At 59.1% G+C, this 13,856-nt stretch carries 15 protein-coding genes and 1 rRNA gene; 8 read left to right on the top strand and 8 right to left on the bottom strand.

The features are described from left to right. Nucleotides 1-26 precede the first annotated feature (26 nt). Complete coding sequence (gene fadB / locus MHM84_RS19990) at nt 27-2,207, bottom strand: fatty acid oxidation complex subunit alpha FadB (protein WP_239268572.1); 2,181 nt, start codon at nt 2,205-2,207, stop codon at nt 27-29. Nucleotides 2,208-2,480: 273 nt separating this feature from the next. Between fadB and slyA the strand changes: the two genes are divergently transcribed. After that, nucleotides 2,481-2,939: a transcriptional regulator SlyA gene (gene slyA, locus MHM84_RS19995; protein WP_239268574.1), complete on the top strand. Its 459-nt coding sequence runs from the start codon at nt 2,481-2,483 to the stop codon at nt 2,937-2,939. A 19-nt stretch (nt 2,940-2,958) separates the two neighbouring features. On the opposite strand, the gene MHM84_RS20000 is transcribed toward slyA, so the two are convergent. After that, the gene (locus tag MHM84_RS20000) at nt 2,959-3,480 is read right to left on the bottom strand and encodes a preprotein translocase subunit YajC (protein ID WP_239268576.1); all 522 of its coding nucleotides are present in this window, start codon (nt 3,478-3,480) and stop codon (nt 2,959-2,961) included. Between the two features lie 98 nt (nt 3,481-3,578). Between MHM84_RS20000 and MHM84_RS20005 the strand changes: the two genes are divergently transcribed. Further along, a complete protein-coding gene (locus MHM84_RS20005) occupies nt 3,579-4,034 on the top strand; it encodes a universal stress protein (protein WP_239268578.1) in 456 nt (151 codons plus the stop codon). Nucleotides 4,035-4,092: 58 nt separating this feature from the next. On the opposite strand, the gene MHM84_RS20010 is transcribed toward MHM84_RS20005, so the two are convergent. Continuing rightward, complete coding sequence (locus tag MHM84_RS20010) at nt 4,093-6,042, bottom strand: ATP-binding cassette domain-containing protein (RefSeq protein ID WP_239268580.1); 1,950 nt, start codon at nt 6,040-6,042, stop codon at nt 4,093-4,095. Nucleotides 6,043-6,154: 112 nt separating this feature from the next. Between MHM84_RS20010 and MHM84_RS20015 the strand changes: the two genes are divergently transcribed. Beyond that, a complete protein-coding gene (locus tag MHM84_RS20015; RefSeq protein ID WP_239268582.1) occupies nt 6,155-7,009 on the top strand; it encodes a TatD family hydrolase in 855 nt (284 codons plus the stop codon). After that, nucleotides 7,009-7,488: a hypothetical protein gene (locus MHM84_RS20020; RefSeq protein WP_239268584.1), complete on the top strand. Its 480-nt coding sequence runs from the start codon at nt 7,009-7,011 to the stop codon at nt 7,486-7,488. Before MHM84_RS20015 ends, MHM84_RS20020 begins: the two co-directional genes overlap by 1 nt. A gap of 12 nt (nt 7,489-7,500) precedes the next feature. On the opposite strand, the gene MHM84_RS20025 is transcribed toward MHM84_RS20020, so the two are convergent. Then, the gene (locus MHM84_RS20025; RefSeq protein ID WP_239268586.1) at nt 7,501-7,902 is read right to left on the bottom strand and encodes a hypothetical protein; all 402 of its coding nucleotides are present in this window, start codon (nt 7,900-7,902) and stop codon (nt 7,501-7,503) included. Between the two features lie 110 nt (nt 7,903-8,012). Then, nucleotides 8,013-8,576, bottom strand: coding sequence for an elongation factor P hydroxylase (locus MHM84_RS20030; protein WP_239268588.1), 564 nt, complete (start codon nt 8,574-8,576; stop codon nt 8,013-8,015). Between the two features lie 151 nt (nt 8,577-8,727). Between MHM84_RS20030 and MHM84_RS20035 the strand changes: the two genes are divergently transcribed. The 3 genes from MHM84_RS20035 to MHM84_RS20045 all read left to right on the top strand — a co-directional run bounded on the left by MHM84_RS20035 (nt 8,728) and on the right by MHM84_RS20045 (nt 11,968). Then, nucleotides 8,728-10,119 carry an MATE family efflux transporter gene (locus MHM84_RS20035; RefSeq protein ID WP_239268614.1) on the top strand — a complete coding sequence of 464 codons (1,392 nt, stop codon included), beginning with the start codon at nt 8,728-8,730 and terminating at the stop codon, nt 10,117-10,119. Then, nucleotides 10,065-11,198, top strand: a complete 1,134-nt coding sequence (locus MHM84_RS20040) for a DUF3080 domain-containing protein (RefSeq protein ID WP_239268590.1) — start codon at nt 10,065-10,067, stop codon at nt 11,196-11,198. Before MHM84_RS20035 ends, MHM84_RS20040 begins: the two co-directional genes overlap by 55 nt. Before the next feature lie 71 nt (nt 11,199-11,269). Further along, the gene (locus tag MHM84_RS20045) at nt 11,270-11,968 is read left to right on the top strand and encodes a hypothetical protein (RefSeq protein WP_239268592.1); all 699 of its coding nucleotides are present in this window, start codon (nt 11,270-11,272) and stop codon (nt 11,966-11,968) included. 81 nt (nt 11,969-12,049) lie between these two features. Here MHM84_RS20045 and tusA read toward each other — a convergent pair whose 3' ends face one another. Continuing rightward, nucleotides 12,050-12,289 (bottom strand): sulfurtransferase TusA, encoded by a 240-nt coding sequence (gene tusA, locus MHM84_RS20050; RefSeq protein ID WP_239268594.1) that lies wholly within the window; start codon nt 12,287-12,289, stop codon nt 12,050-12,052. 29 nt (nt 12,290-12,318) lie between these two features. Here tusA and MHM84_RS20055 point away from each other — a divergent pair, with 29 nt between their 5' ends. Further along, a complete protein-coding gene (locus MHM84_RS20055; RefSeq protein ID WP_239268596.1) occupies nt 12,319-12,603 on the top strand; it encodes an antibiotic biosynthesis monooxygenase in 285 nt (94 codons plus the stop codon). A 6-nt stretch (nt 12,604-12,609) separates the two neighbouring features. Here MHM84_RS20055 and rlmM read toward each other — a convergent pair whose 3' ends face one another. Together rlmM and rrf are read right to left on the bottom strand one after the other, a co-directional pair. Continuing rightward, entirely contained in the window at nt 12,610-13,686 is a 1,077-nt protein-coding gene (gene rlmM, locus MHM84_RS20060) for a 23S rRNA (cytidine(2498)-2'-O)-methyltransferase RlmM (protein ID WP_239268598.1), read from the bottom strand. A gap of 64 nt (nt 13,687-13,750) precedes the next feature. Then, nucleotides 13,751-13,856 (bottom strand): 5S ribosomal RNA (gene rrf / locus MHM84_RS20065); the annotation flags it as partial.

The raw sequence follows: 13,856 nt of genomic DNA on the forward strand, positions 1-13,856 counted from the left end.
CTTTCTCTCCCAATAGACACGGTGGCTCAGGCCTGATCTTGTGCAGTCTGGCTGTCGTTGGCGTAGAAGCGCGCTTGGCGACTGGCCATCTCGCGCAGCTTTTCGGTCGGCGCATAGAGCGGCCCCAGTTCGGCCGCCAAACCATCGGCCAGGCTGACGAATTCGGCCACGCCCATGGCATCTATATAGCGCAGCGCTCCACCTCGGAACGGAGGGAAGCCAATGCCGTAGATCAACGCCATATCGGCTTCGGCCGGTGATCCCACGATGCCATCCTCCAGACAACGCACGGTTTCCATGCACAGCGGCACCATCATGCGCGCGACGATGTCCTCGTCGCTGAACTCGCGGCTACCGGTCGCTACCTGGGTGGCCAGCTCATGAGCCTGCTCGTCCGAGACCTTTTTCGGCTTGCCCTTCTTGTCCTCTTCGTAACGATAGAAGCCCTTGCCATTCTTCTGACCGAGACGCTCGTTCTCGTACATGGCATCGATAGCCGACTTGCTCTCCCGCGCCATACGCTCCGGGAAGCCCTCGGCCATCACCGCCTGGGCGTGTACCGCCGTGTCCATGCCGACGACGTCCAGCAAATAGGCTGGACCCATCGGCCAACCGAACTTCTCCATGACCTTGTCGACGCGCTCGAAATCGGCGCCCTGTTCGACCAGGAAGCTGAATCCACCGAAATAGGGGAACAGGACGCGATTGACCAGGAATCCCGGGCAGTCGTTGACCACGATCGGCGTCTTGCCCATCTTGCGCGCATAGGCCACCGTCGCGGCCACGGCCGCATCGCTACTTTTCTCGCCGCGAATGACCTCGACCAGCGGCATGCGATGCACCGGGTTGAAGAAGTGCATGCCGCAGAAGTTCTCGGGCCGCTTGAGATTCTGGGCCAGCCGGTTGATGGAAATGGTCGAGGTATTCGACGTCAGGATGGTGTTCTCGCCAACCAGCCCCTCGACTTCGGTGAGAACCGCATCCTTGACCTTGGGGTTTTCCACCACGGCCTCGACGACCAGATCGACCTCACCGAAATCGCCATAGGACAGGGTCGGCCGAATGTTGGAAAGGGCCTCGGCCATCTTCTCGGTGGTCAGCTTGCCACGCTCGACCTGTTTGGCCAGCAGCTTGCGCGCTTCCTTCAGCCCGAGCTGGACCGCATCCTCGCGGATATCCTTCATCAGGATCGGCGTCCCCTTGTAGGCGCTCTGGTAGGCGATACCCCCGCCCATGATCCCGGCGCCCAGCACGGCGGTCTGGTTGACCGGTGCCGCCTGTTTCTCGTACTTACCGCCTTTCTTCTTGACGAGTTGATCGTTGAGGAACAACCCGACCAGGTTGTAGCAGACATCGGTCAACGCCAGCTTGGCGAAGGCCTTGGCCTCGATCGCCTGGGCACGCTCCCGGGACTCACCGGCGCCTTTTTGAATGACTTTGATTGCCTCGACAGGTGCCGGATAATGCGGACCGGCCTTACCGGCTACATAGCCCTTGGCGGTTTCGAAGGCCATCATCTGCTCGATGGCATTGAGCTTGAGCGGCGTCTTTTTCTCTTCGCGGCGCGCACGATAGTCCAGCTCACCGGCATTGGCACGTGCCAGGATGTCCAGTGCGGCGGCTTGCAGACGATCGATGGGCACCACGGCATCCGCGACGCCCAGCTTCAAAGCCGCGTCGGCCTTGTTCTGGCTTCCGGCTGCAATCCATTCGACAGCATTGTCGGCACCGGCGATACGCGGCAAACGTACGCAACCGCCCCATCCCGGCAGGATACCCAGCTTGGTTTCCGGCAAGCCAATCTCGGCGGACTCCGCCATGACCCGGAAATCCGTAGTCAACGCCACTTCACAGCCGCCGCCCAGTGCCAGCCCGTTGAGTGCCGTCACGGTGGGGAAAGGCAAGTCCTCGATGGTATTGAACAGCGTATGTACCTCTTGGCACATATCCATCAAAAAACTCTCGCCCCGCGCGAACATGGCGTGGAACTCGGTGATATCCGCACCAACGATGAACACCGACTTGGCGCTGGTAATGACTAGCCCCTGCAGGTCGCGCTCGGCCTGAATGGCCTTGACCGCGTCCTGAAGTTCCTTGATCACGGCACTGGAGAGTTTGTTGATCGACTCGTCTTTCAAGTCGAAGGTTAGAATGGCGATGTCACCGTCATTCCTCGCCACGGACAGGGCATTGCCTTGATAGATCATCGACGGATCTCCATGGGGTTAGGCAGGGTAGGCATTCATACAAGCGTTTGAATGCATACTAGCTTGAGCCAGTGCGGGCCTTCCGTCAAGCTTCGGCACAATGCATCAGCATAGCGGCGGTTGGCAGTCTCCGACGAACCGTTCCGGCCGATGGATAGGAAAGGAGTATTTCGTTGTCAAACTAAAGAATAGCGATACCGGAGTGATACCGGACTTGCATTGATGTCGCAAGGTTCACACAATTTACCCAATAGCTACCAAACGATAAGCCCAATGCCTGAAAATATCGGATTCAAGATTGCCCGCCTGCCACGCCTCTGGCGAGCCATTCTCGATGAGCGCCTGGCGCCACTGGAATTGACTCAGACTCGCTGGGTGACGCTCTACCATCTATGGAAGTTAGGCGACGGTCAGCCACAATGCGACTTGGCCCGGGCCATCGGTGTCGAAGCGCCATCCTTGGTGCGTACGCTCGATCAACTGACCGAGCAGGGCCTGATCGAGCGCCGCCAGTGCCAGGACGACCGACGCACCAAGCGTATCTTTCTGACCAAAGAGGCTACCCCGCTACTGGAGCGTATCGACGCTGTCGCCGCCGAAGCACGTGCCGAGATGCTTGCAGGCATCAGCGAAGCGGAACTCGATACGTTCGACGACATCTTGACGCGCATCGAGCAGAACGGCCTACGTCTACAATCCCGGGCTCCGGTGCAAGAGGGCGAACCGGGTTAACCCAACTACCGGCAGCCTCTTATGGGAGGCGGCCGGACAATCCTTTCTCGACATGCGGAGAGGCCAGCCGATCACGCACCTCTCCCATCGCCTTGTCGCACGTTTCGAAGGCTTCCAAACTCAGCGACTCCCCCCACCACAGTGTCAGTGCGCCGCGTTCAGACTCCACAATCAGCGCATCCTCGGGCAGGCTGGCCAAGAGCCTGGCAAGCGCCGCTGCGCTATCTTGCGATAGCGGCTTCAACGGCTCTATCCGCCACCGCCATTCAGTGTCGAAGGGCTTCAGCGCCGCACTGGCGTATGCGTCACGGACTAGCAGGAATAGCGGTCCCGGGTGCGCCTGAGGATAACGCCAACAATAGCTGACTAGTCCGCCAGGCGGGTCATGCAAAGGCGGCTTGGCAATTTTTACGCCGATACCGGCTTGCCGGGCATGCTGGCGCAACCCCCCCAGCCGCTGGTCGCGTCGCGACGGTCGCAGCACCAGTACGGGAGATAGAACTGCCAGCATCGCCAGCACGGTGACCAGCCAGAAAGTCATGTGCAGAATATTCCAAAACGTTGATACGTGTCGTTGTGCCGAAATGCGACACAACCTAAAGTGAAGTCACCCAAACTACTGAAGGGAGGGGCTTTGCCATGAGTAACGAATATCGTCACGTGCTGGTCGCCGTGGATCTGACGAAAGACTCCCATAAGGTTCTGGAACGTGCCATTCCCATCGCCCGTCGCAACGATGCCAGGCTGTCTATCATCCACACGCTCGAGCCTCTGGGCTTTGCCTACGGCGGCGACATTCCCATGGACCTGACCAGCATTCAGGATCAGCTCGATGAGCATGCCAAAGAGCGCCTGGCCGACATTGCCGATCGACACGGCATTGCCCGGGAAGATCAGCATGTCGTCGTAGGGATGCCGGATACCGAAATCCATCGCTTCTCGAAAGAGCATGACGTCGATTTGATCGTCGTGGGCTCCCATGGACGCCATGGATTCGCTCTGCTGCTGGGTTCGACCTCGACCGGCGTACTGCACGGCGCCCAGTGCGACGTACTGGCCGTGCGTGTCGGCAATGACGACGAGGCAGCGGAATAAGTCCGCCTTTGTCATCCCGGGCCTGCCAGGTCCGGGATGACTGACGACCCTTGCCGACTCAGGGCGCCTCCCCAGTGGCCATGGCTTCCAGCTCCATCCAGCGCTCCATGGTCGCATCCAGTTCATTCTGCTTTTCGGTCAACGCCGCCAGTACGCGTGTCACCTCGGCATTGTCCTGCTGATAGAAATCGGGCTGGCTGATCCGCGTCTCGAAGGCTGCAATCTCTTCCTCCAGCGCTTCGATGGTTGCCGGCAGTACATCGAGTTCGCGCTGCAACTTATAGGAAAGTTTGACCGTCTTCTTGCCGGCAGGCTCGCTCACCGCCGACTCGGGGGATGCTTCAGGCTTACCCTCGGTCTTCGCCCCGCCCTTCTTGGCCTGCTTGGACACCTGACTCGCATCGAAGTCCCAGGGCGCCGGAGGAAGCCTGCCGCCCTGGCGCACCCAATCACTGTACCCGCCGACATACTCGTGCACTTGCCCTTCGCCTTCGAAGGCCAGCACCCCGGTGACCACGTTGTCCATGAACGCCCTATCATGGGATACCAACAGCAGCGTACCGTCGAAATCGAGCAGCAACTCTTCGAGCAGCTCAAGCGTTTCCACGTCCAAGTCGTTGGTCGGCTCATCGAGCACCAGCACGTTGGCCGGCTGGGTGAAAAGCTTGGCCAGTAACAGGCGGTTGGACTCGCCCCCGGACAACGCCTTGACCGGTTGGCGGGCACGCTCGGGAGTGAACAGAAAATCCTGTAGATAGCTGATGACATGTTTGTTCTTGTCACCCACCGTCACTCGATCACTGCCTTGTGCGACGTTATCGTAGACGCTCTTTTCCGGCTCCAGTCCGGCACGCAGCTGATCGAAGTACGCCACCTTGACGTTGGTGCCCATACGTACGGTCCCCTCGGTCGGCGCCAGTTCCCCGAGCAGGATCTTGAGCAGAGTCGTCTTTCCGGCGCCGTTGCGTCCGATTAGACCGATACGGTCGCCACGCTGAATTTCCAGATCGAGATCGCGAATCACCCACTCATTGCCAAAGCGCTGACTGACATTGCTCAGCTCGACCACGCGCTTGCCGCTGCGCTCGCCACTATCGACACTGATAGATGCTCGTCCTTGGCGTTCGCGCCGTTCGCCGCGCTCACGGCGTAACTGCTGCAAGGCGCGCACGCGGCCTTCGTTACGGGTCCGCCGCGCCTTGATGCCCTGGCGTATCCAGGCCTCTTCCTGGGCCAGCTTCTTGTCGAACTCGGCGTTCTCGCGCGCCTCCACCTCGAGTTCATGCGCTTTCTGTTCCTGATACGCAGCGTAGTTTCCGGGGTAGCGCCCCAGCCGACCGCGGTCCAGCTCGAGAATCCCCGTGGCCAGACGAGCCAGGAAGGCACGGTCGTGGGTAATGAACAGCACGGCCCCCGGGAACGTGGCCAGTTGCTCTTCGAGCCAAGCGATCGTGTCCAGATCCAGATGGTTGGTCGGCTCGTCGAGAAGCAGCAGGTCGGGTTCGGATACCAAGGCCCGGGCCAGCGCCACACGGCGGCGCCAACCACCGGAAAGATCGCTCATCAGCCGGTCGGCAGGCAGGCCGAGACGGGTCAGGACCGTATCGATACGCTGATGGAAGGACCAGCCATCGATGGCTTCCAGTTGGGTCTGCAACTGAGCCAGGCGATTCATGTCCGGCTCGGCAGCTTGCACCAGGTGATGATACTCGGCTAGCAACGCTCCGGCTTGCGGCAGCCCTTCGGCCACCACATCGAAGATGGTCGCCCCGCTGGCCGCCGGCAAGTCCTGCTCCAGCACGCCGATACGCAATCCCGGCGTCCGCCAGATGCTGCCCCCATCGGGCAGATTCTCCCCGGAGACGAGCTTGAGCAATGTCGACTTGCCCGTGCCGTTGCGGCCCACCAGCGCCAGCCGTTCTCCCCTCTCGAGCACCAGGTCGGCGCCATCGAGCAGGACCTGCGGGCCGTAAGCCAGTTGCAACTGTTCTAGACGTAGCAGCGTCACGCACCAACCTCATTGACGATATTCGATGGCGCCTAGTGTAACCCACCATCCTGGCTGTGGTCCTGTCGTCTCTCGCGTTACAATGACCGCCCAAACGAGCAAGGAGCGACCCTTGGCTGCCAGTAGCGACACCATCGATGATGTGCTTCCCGAGGCACTGCGTTTTACCGCCCCCACCGAACTGGTGGATATCGGCGCCAACCTGACGCACGAAAGCTTTTCCCGGGACCTTGAGGCCGTATTGCAACGGGCCGGTGCGGCCAATGTCACGACGTTGATCCTTACTGGCACCGACTTGGAGCACGCCGAGCAGGCAGCCGCACTCTGCCAGCGCTTTCCGGGCCTGTACGCGACTGCGGGTCTGCATCCGCATGACGCCAGACATTGGTCGAGTTCACTAGAGGGAGCCATGCGTGACCTGCATCGTCGGCATGAAGTAGTTGCCGTGGGTGAGTGTGGACTCGACTTCAATCGCAACTTCTCCTCACCCGCCGATCAGCAGCGCGCCTTCGAGGCGCAACTGGGGCTGGCCGCCGAATCGGGCCTTCCCCTGTTTCTGCATGAACGTGACGCCGGTCAACGCATGCTGGAAATTCTGCGTAGCTGGCGGGACGACCTTTCCCAGGCCGTGGTTCACTGCTTCACGGGTGAGCGCGACACGCTACATGGCTACCTCGATCTCGATTTGCATATCGGACTGACCGGCTGGTTGTGCGACGAGCGTCGTGGCCATCATCTCCGCGAACTTGTGGGTGACATTCCACTGTCCCGCCTGATGGTGGAGACAGACTGCCCTTACCTGTTGCCTCGCAACTTACCGGCCAAGCTCAAGGGACGACGCAACGAACCGGCGCTGCTGCCCTGGATCGTACGGGAGATCGCTCATTGGCGGGGCATCGACGAAGCCGACGTGGCTAACGCTACGACAGAGACCGCACGCCGCTTTTTCCGTCTGGAGGATACCTGATGTCCGACTATCCCGGGTTCATCGCCGTGGAAACCGGCGAGGACGATGCTCTCCCCCTCGCCATTGCCTGGGCTCTGCCCGATGGCCAAATCAAGCACACCCTGATCCAGCCCGATGACGAATGGTTGAGCGACGAATTGCTGCAGTTGGGAGATTATAGCCTCGAAGAACTGCGGACTTTCGGAATCAGCCCGCTCGATGTGTTGCGTGAGCTTGAAGGCGATCACTATAGCGCCACACTTTACACGGCGGGAATCAGCGATGATGAAGCCGCCCTGTCACGCATCTTCGATGACTTCGGAGTAGATCCGTTCGTCGAACTCGCACCGGCAGAAAGCCTTTATCCGGATATGCCTCTAGGTGAGTGGGCCAGGGCGCGTAACGACCTGTTCGGCGAACTGGGGTTGGAACCGTTACGTCCCGAGCATGAAGTCCAGGTCATGCTCTACCTTCATCAGCGGCTTCGCGATACCTCTTGAACCAAACTGCGCTCACTTCATGAAGCGGCTCTTTCCGCGGGGGTTGGAGGGATCCCGCGGCAATTCGGTGCCATGCCGTTGTGCATGTCGACGCCCCATGAACGCCATGAAGCCGCCCACGGCGACAGTCAGCATGAACGCCATGTTGGCGCTGCTGGACAGGAACACACCAATGACCCCGACGATGGCAAGCGTAAGCCCAGCATAACGACTCTTGGAAAAGAACGTGACTGCGCCAACCCCCACGGCCACCAAGGCAATGCCAGCTTCCCACCACCCCAGACCGACCACGGTTTGTTCGGTGGGATTATCCACGGCCCCGATACCGCTTCCCAGATATAGCGAGATGCCGGAGGCAATCAGCGCCCACAGGGCCGCAAGAATAGCGAAGATGGCACCAATGCGATGCAGCATGTCGGCCTCCTTGTCTTTCTCTGCATTCGCCCTTCACTTTAGTGCAGAATGCCGCTCTTCTGCACGGCATCTACTGTACGTACCAGCGCTTGGCTTCATGCCGGCTAGTTTCAGCACATCATGCGCTCGGTCAATATTCTTACCCCAACGTCGATGGCCTGTGGCAAGCCGGCCCCCTGTCGGTAATAAGCTGACAATGCGGTGCGAAACGCCTCTGCCCGACGCGGCAAGCCCTCGCGTTCATAGCGTTGCGCCCGTGCCTCCACACGATTGCGAAATGCCTTCCGATCAACTTCGATATCGCCCAGGTTATCCACGCTGACATGGAATACCCGGCCACAGGCCCGCGAAAACAGCATTTCCAAAGCCTGTGGTGCCACTTCCGCCGTTTCGAAGGCAGCCTGCTGCTCAGCATTGCGTCCATCGGGTAGATACCAGTAGCCGTAGTCCTCGAGTTTGCGCCGGCGAGCCCCGGCAATGCACCAGTGGCTGATTTCATGCAGTGCACTGGAGAAATACCCGCGCGCGAAAACGACTCGGTGGCAAGGACATGCCTCATCTGCCGGCACGTAGAGAGGCTCGTCACCGCCAAGCACTAGGCGGGTGCTGAATGTGTCTGCGAACAAGCCATCGAACAGAGCGATGACATCGTCAAGTCGGTAGGTCGTCGTCATATAACTGATTATACGGGGCTATTGCGTCAGCGAAAACGATGCGTAGCTGATAGAATTGCGCATTCGTTCGCTCGGCCGATTAAGGAGAATCGACGTGTTCGCCCCTGCCCGTTCGCTGGTCACGCGCAGCCGTCGCGAAACGGCATCGCTCATGGTGTTGACCCTGCCCATCTGCGGGGCCCAGCTTGCCCAGTCAGGGATGGGCGCTACGGACGTTATCATGGCGGGCCGAGCCAGTGCGACCGACCTAGCTGCAGTATCGGTAGGCTCAAGCTTGTGGATGCCGCTGATGCTGTTCATGACCGGCACGTTGATGGGTCTAACCCCCATCGTCGCCCAGCTGCTAGGTGCGAAACGTACCGGACGCATCCGCCCTTACTTGCATCAAACGATCTGGCTGGGCCTGGTTCTTGGCGTGCTATCGGCAGGCCTACTGTGGTTTGCCGTCATGCCGATCTTTACCCTGATGAACGTCCCCCGCCAGGTCGCCGAGCTTGCCGCAGGTTATTTGGCCGCCGTCGCGTTCGGCATGCCAGGCGTTGCCCTTTATCAAGCATTGCGCGCCTTTTCGGACGGCATGAACCACACTCGGCCTTCGCTCTGGATCAGCCTCGTAGGGCTTGGCGTCAATATTCCCTGCAATTACCTATTCATCTATGGCGGCCCAGGTCTGGAAGACTTACTGGGTCCTCATATGCCGTCTCTTCTTCTCTCCTTACCGGCATTGGGTGCCGTGGGGTGCGGCATCGCTACGGCACTCTCGATGTGGGCCATGTGCCTGAGCATGATCATCTATACTCGCACCAGCCAAGCTTATGAACCCGTCGTGCTGTGGGACACCATCACTTGGCCTCACCGAGCCATGCTCAAGGAGCTATTGCATGTCGGCTTGCCCATTGGCGTGGCCATTTTCGTCGAAGTGACGTTGTTTACCCTCATCGCCCTTTTCATTGCCAGCCTCGGTGAGGTGATCGTGGCGGCGCATCAGGTAGCTCTGAATATCACATCGATCCTGTTCATGTTGCCGCTGTCTCTTGCCATGGCACTCACCGTGCGAGTCGGGAACACATTAGGGAGTGGCCAGCCTTCACGAGCCGGCTTCGTTGCCTGGAACGGCCTATTCGTTTGTTTGCTGATCGCCCTGCTCAACGATCTGTTCCTGTGGCTTGCGGCTGGTCCAGTCGTAGCGCTATATACCCATAATGCCGAGGTCCAGGCCTTGGCCATGTCATTGATCTACCTGGCGATGCTGTATCAGGTCTCGGACGCCTTGCAGGTCAACATGGCCGGCGCGTTGCGGGGCTACAAGGACACACGCATCATCATGGTCATCACCCTGGTATCCTACTGGCTGGTTGGCCTGGGAGGCGGCCATTTGCTGGGGAAAAGCGGCCTGCCAGGGCTATTGGAGCCTCTCGGTGTGCATGGCTACTGGATAGGTCTGATTGCCGGGCTGAGTGTCGCTGCACTACTGCTAGGATGGCGCTTATGGCACATCAGCAGGTCAGCCGTACAAGACCCAACGCAGGTTTCGTCGAACTGATCATGCGTATCGAACGCATGACGATGCTGGCCGGAGCGCTCACGCTTCTTGCAGCCTGTGATCGTCATGAAAGTGCCGATGCCATGCTCATCGATTATCAGCAGCGTGTCAGCAACGTGCTGGACATCGAAGCCCCTACCCCTCAGTCACCCCCCAACATTCCACGCTTTCCCGATCGCCAGGAGCGCTTGTTCGAAATAGCCCCGACTCGCCTGGGAATGCTCGACGTCTATGCGCTACGAGAATGCCAGATAATCTCGCTGGTGGCCGAACGTAACAGCCAACTCGGCAAGGTGGCCACTGCCAGTCAACACTGGCTGTATGAGCTGGAGCTATGGCGCCGCTTGCGACATTGCTGGAATACCCCTGCGGTCCAGCGATTGGATGGCGAGGACCGAACCCAACTACGCCAGCTGCTCCAAGACAAAACGGAGCAGTTGCCCAAGGCAAGCTGGAATGCCCTGTTCGATTCCAGCGAATGGGTAAAGAATTTCTCGCGGGTCAGCACGCCTCTATCGCCTGCTGAAACGGCCTCGCTAGGTGACGACCTGGCGGCTCTCGCTTACCTGCGCCACATGGTGCTCAATCAGTACAATCCGGCCTGGACCCCGGAATCCGGCCGCCTGGAAGCCCACCTCCAAATCCTTCGGCAGCAACCATCGACGGCGAGGTTACTGCGTAGCCTACTATTGGTTACACAACGACTCGATGAATTGAGTCACTCTCTGGAGACAAGATTGGCCGAGCGGCCTGTCTGCTACAACGGACATCCCAACCCACGAGCAGAAACGTTGCATAACGTGTTCATCAACTATTTTATCGGTGAAGTGCAGGCCTACCTCGCCAGCCTGGACCGGCAATCGCGCGCATGGCTGAGTGCTGTCGATTCGCTCCTGGACGCTTACGGCGTTTCACGCCCAAGCGTGACCGCATATCGCCTTGCCTGGCTTTCGCTGGACACGCCGCAGGCGCCCTGGCAGCAATTTCATGCGGCAACTCAACGACATGTGGAACTATGGCAACGGATATGGCGCAGCTGCGGCATGATGCCAGGCAAGAAAGATCCCGACGGGGCTTAACTTTCCTCGTCGAGCTGTGCTAATAGTGAGGCGAGGCCCAAGCCGAACTATTGCCGATGAGGAGGGTAACCATGGGTATCCCAATGTCCCCCCGCTCCGCTCAGGTCATCGATCTGGATGCCATGCGCCACCGGCTGAGGGCCAAGCGCCGCCTAGTCAGACTGGCTCCCGAGCTGGATGGCCTCGAGATGCTTTATCACCTGGCTTCCGATCCCGACACGCTGTACGGAATGCCTCTGTTGGCATGGGGGTTGCGCGAGGATGGAGACGTCGTTGGGCTGGTGCCCTGGATGGAGGCGCTTACTTCCTGCCACGATCTCGACGACCCCGAGCATGGTCATTTTGTCGGTTATCGCGACCCCGAAACCGACGATATCTTCTATAGCGCCCCTGAGCATAAGGTGCTCGAACTCGAGCATGCCGCCGCCTATTTCGACTACGAGGAAACCAACGAGCCTACGTTGCTGCAACAGCTGCCCGAAACACTTGGCACCCACGCCCTGTGCATGGACGATGACAGCGCCCCCTGGCAGCTCAAGTTGGTTTTCGGTTGGCGTCTTTACAGCAATGGCGAAGTCGAGGCGCTGCTCGTCGACGAGACACGCGTAGAATCGACTCCCGTCCTTGCCGGAGACGATTGCCTCTATCCCGGCCATAGCCGGCATCAGGTGGTATATTTCTTTCAGCGCGCCATCGCCAACCGCATCAAGCAGGAAGACACGACGACATTAGAAGCCCTGGCCTGTATGGTCGCTAATGACAAAGACTGATGGCATGAAGATCAGCCGGCCATACTCTTTGCGATTTTCCCTGCGAACGAGGACATCCCGCGGCTCACGAAAAGTGCAGCCTTAACCAAGACGAATAAAGTACAAATACGTATCGCCCTTCTCTTCCTGCCCGAGCAGCTCATGCCCAAGGAAATTGCAGAACTTGGGTATGTCGCGTGTCGTGGCAGGATCAGTGGCAATGACTTTCAGGACATGGCCCGCCTGCATATCCCGAACCTTGTTGTGCATCAGCATGATCGGCTCGGGGCAGTAAAGGCCCGAGGTATCCAACTCCGCATCAAATTCGCTAGTCGTTGCCATTGCCTACCTCGCTAGATGGAGCAGAGAGTATGATAAAAATAATTATCGAACGGCGCATCATGCCTGGCCTTGAACAAGAATATGAGCAGGCTGCACGCGAAGCCATGCGTTACGCGATGGGCGCATCCGGTTTCATTTCGGGAGAAAGCCTGCACGAGCATGACAACACCCAGCATCGGCTATTGATCACGCAATGGCGAGACTTGGCGTCATGGAAAACCTGGCAACACAGCCAAGAGCGAGAGATCGTCATGCAAAAACTTCTTCCCTTGCTGTCTGAAGAAGAACGCATCACGGCTTATCTGCATCCCTGAAGGCACTCACTCCATGAGCCTCACATGCACCGTCACCTCTTCGCGGTCATGGTAGAGCTGCTTGCATTGCAATTGCGATCGTATATTGGCCTCTGCCAGCGTCCTTTCCAGTCTCACCAGGCAGCGCTCGACCTCCTGCCAGCGTTGCTTCATGGGAAGCTTGAGGTTGAATACCGCTTCGCGGCACCAACGTCGCGCTAGCCAGCGCTCGACCATGTCAATCACCCGCATGGGCTTATCGACAATATCACAGACCAACCAATCGAGCCGATAAGGCGGTTCCCAGACGAAACCATCCTCGCGTAGATGCTCTATCTGGCCTGTTGCCATCAACATCTCATTCATGGGTCCATTATCGATGGCATAAACGAACATTCCTTGCCGAACGAGCTGGTAGGTCCAGCCACCCGGCGCTGCACCAAGATCCGCCGCCTGCATCCCATCATGCAAGCGTTCCGACCATTCTTCGCGGGCGATGAAGGTATGCCAAGCTTCCTCCAGCTTGAGCGTCGATCGGCTCGGCGCCTCACGCGGGAAACGCAAACGATGGATACCGCCAGGCGATTCGCTACGATTGCCGGGAAAGCTCATGGCAACCTGTACCGTATCCCCAGCACTCCAGAACAGGTGAAGGCGTCGTCCACCGGCCTTGCGACGCAGCGCTCCTCGCTTGCGCAACAGCGACTCCAAGGGCTTCTGTAGCGCCTTGCCCAGCCCGGCCAGCGCCTTGCCCTCATTGGTATCCGGCGTTTCCTGCCAGAGTGCCTCGAAACTCCAGCCGCTATCGATAACCTGCTGGACGATGGGTGTCAGCCGATCATCTCGTGACAAGGACTCAAGAGGCGGGTATGCCAGCAAGGATTGCCGGGCAAACACCAGTGTCGCCAAGGGCAGGTTCCGATGCAGTTCGTTGGCCGGTCCTGGGCTGGCCTGGATAAAACGGACATAACCGCTATCAGGCTTGGCAATGGGATAACCGGCCAGGCCCAACACGCTCGCTTTTTCTGCGAGTTCGGCACTCAAATCGGCTTCGAAGCCGGGCCTGCAATAAAACACTATCTCGTTTGCTATGGAGTGGGCCATATATAGATGTTCTTTTCCGCAACGAAAAAACCCCAGCCGGTTGGGCTGGGGTTTTCGAAAAGATGCCTGACGATGACCTACTCTCGCATGGGGAGACCCCACACTACCATCGGCGCTGAGCGGTTTCACTGCTGAGTTCGGCATGGGGTCAGGTGGGACCCGCTCGCTAT

Source organism: Halomonas sp. McH1-25 (assembly GCF_022348165.1).
Classification (GTDB): Bacteria; Pseudomonadota; Gammaproteobacteria; order Pseudomonadales; family Halomonadaceae; genus Modicisalibacter.

Coding starts and splice junctions, on each gene's coding strand:
- fadB (WP_239268572.1), bottom strand. CDS start 2,207: ATGATCTATCAAGGCAATGCCCTGTCCGTGGCGAGGAATGACGGTGAC.
- slyA (WP_239268574.1), top strand. CDS start 2,481: ATGCCTGAAAATATCGGATTCAAGATTGCCCGCCTGCCACGCCTCTGG.
- MHM84_RS20000 (WP_239268576.1), bottom strand. CDS start 3,480: ATGACTTTCTGGCTGGTCACCGTGCTGGCGATGCTGGCAGTTCTATCT.
- MHM84_RS20005 (WP_239268578.1), top strand. CDS start 3,579: ATGAGTAACGAATATCGTCACGTGCTGGTCGCCGTGGATCTGACGAAA.
- MHM84_RS20020 (WP_239268584.1), top strand. CDS start 7,009: ATGTCCGACTATCCCGGGTTCATCGCCGTGGAAACCGGCGAGGACGAT.
- MHM84_RS20025 (WP_239268586.1), bottom strand. CDS start 7,902: ATGCTGCATCGCATTGGTGCCATCTTCGCTATTCTTGCGGCCCTGTGG.
- MHM84_RS20030 (WP_239268588.1), bottom strand. CDS start 8,576: ATGACGACGACCTACCGACTTGACGATGTCATCGCTCTGTTCGATGGC.
- MHM84_RS20035 (WP_239268614.1), top strand. CDS start 8,728: ATGGTGTTGACCCTGCCCATCTGCGGGGCCCAGCTTGCCCAGTCAGGG.
- MHM84_RS20040 (WP_239268590.1), top strand. CDS start 10,065: ATGGCACATCAGCAGGTCAGCCGTACAAGACCCAACGCAGGTTTCGTC.
- MHM84_RS20045 (WP_239268592.1), top strand. CDS start 11,270: ATGGGTATCCCAATGTCCCCCCGCTCCGCTCAGGTCATCGATCTGGAT.
- tusA (WP_239268594.1), bottom strand. CDS start 12,289: ATGGCAACGACTAGCGAATTTGATGCGGAGTTGGATACCTCGGGCCTT.
- MHM84_RS20055 (WP_239268596.1), top strand. CDS start 12,319: ATGATAAAAATAATTATCGAACGGCGCATCATGCCTGGCCTTGAACAA.
- rlmM (WP_239268598.1), bottom strand. CDS start 13,686: ATGGCCCACTCCATAGCAAACGAGATAGTGTTTTATTGCAGGCCCGGC.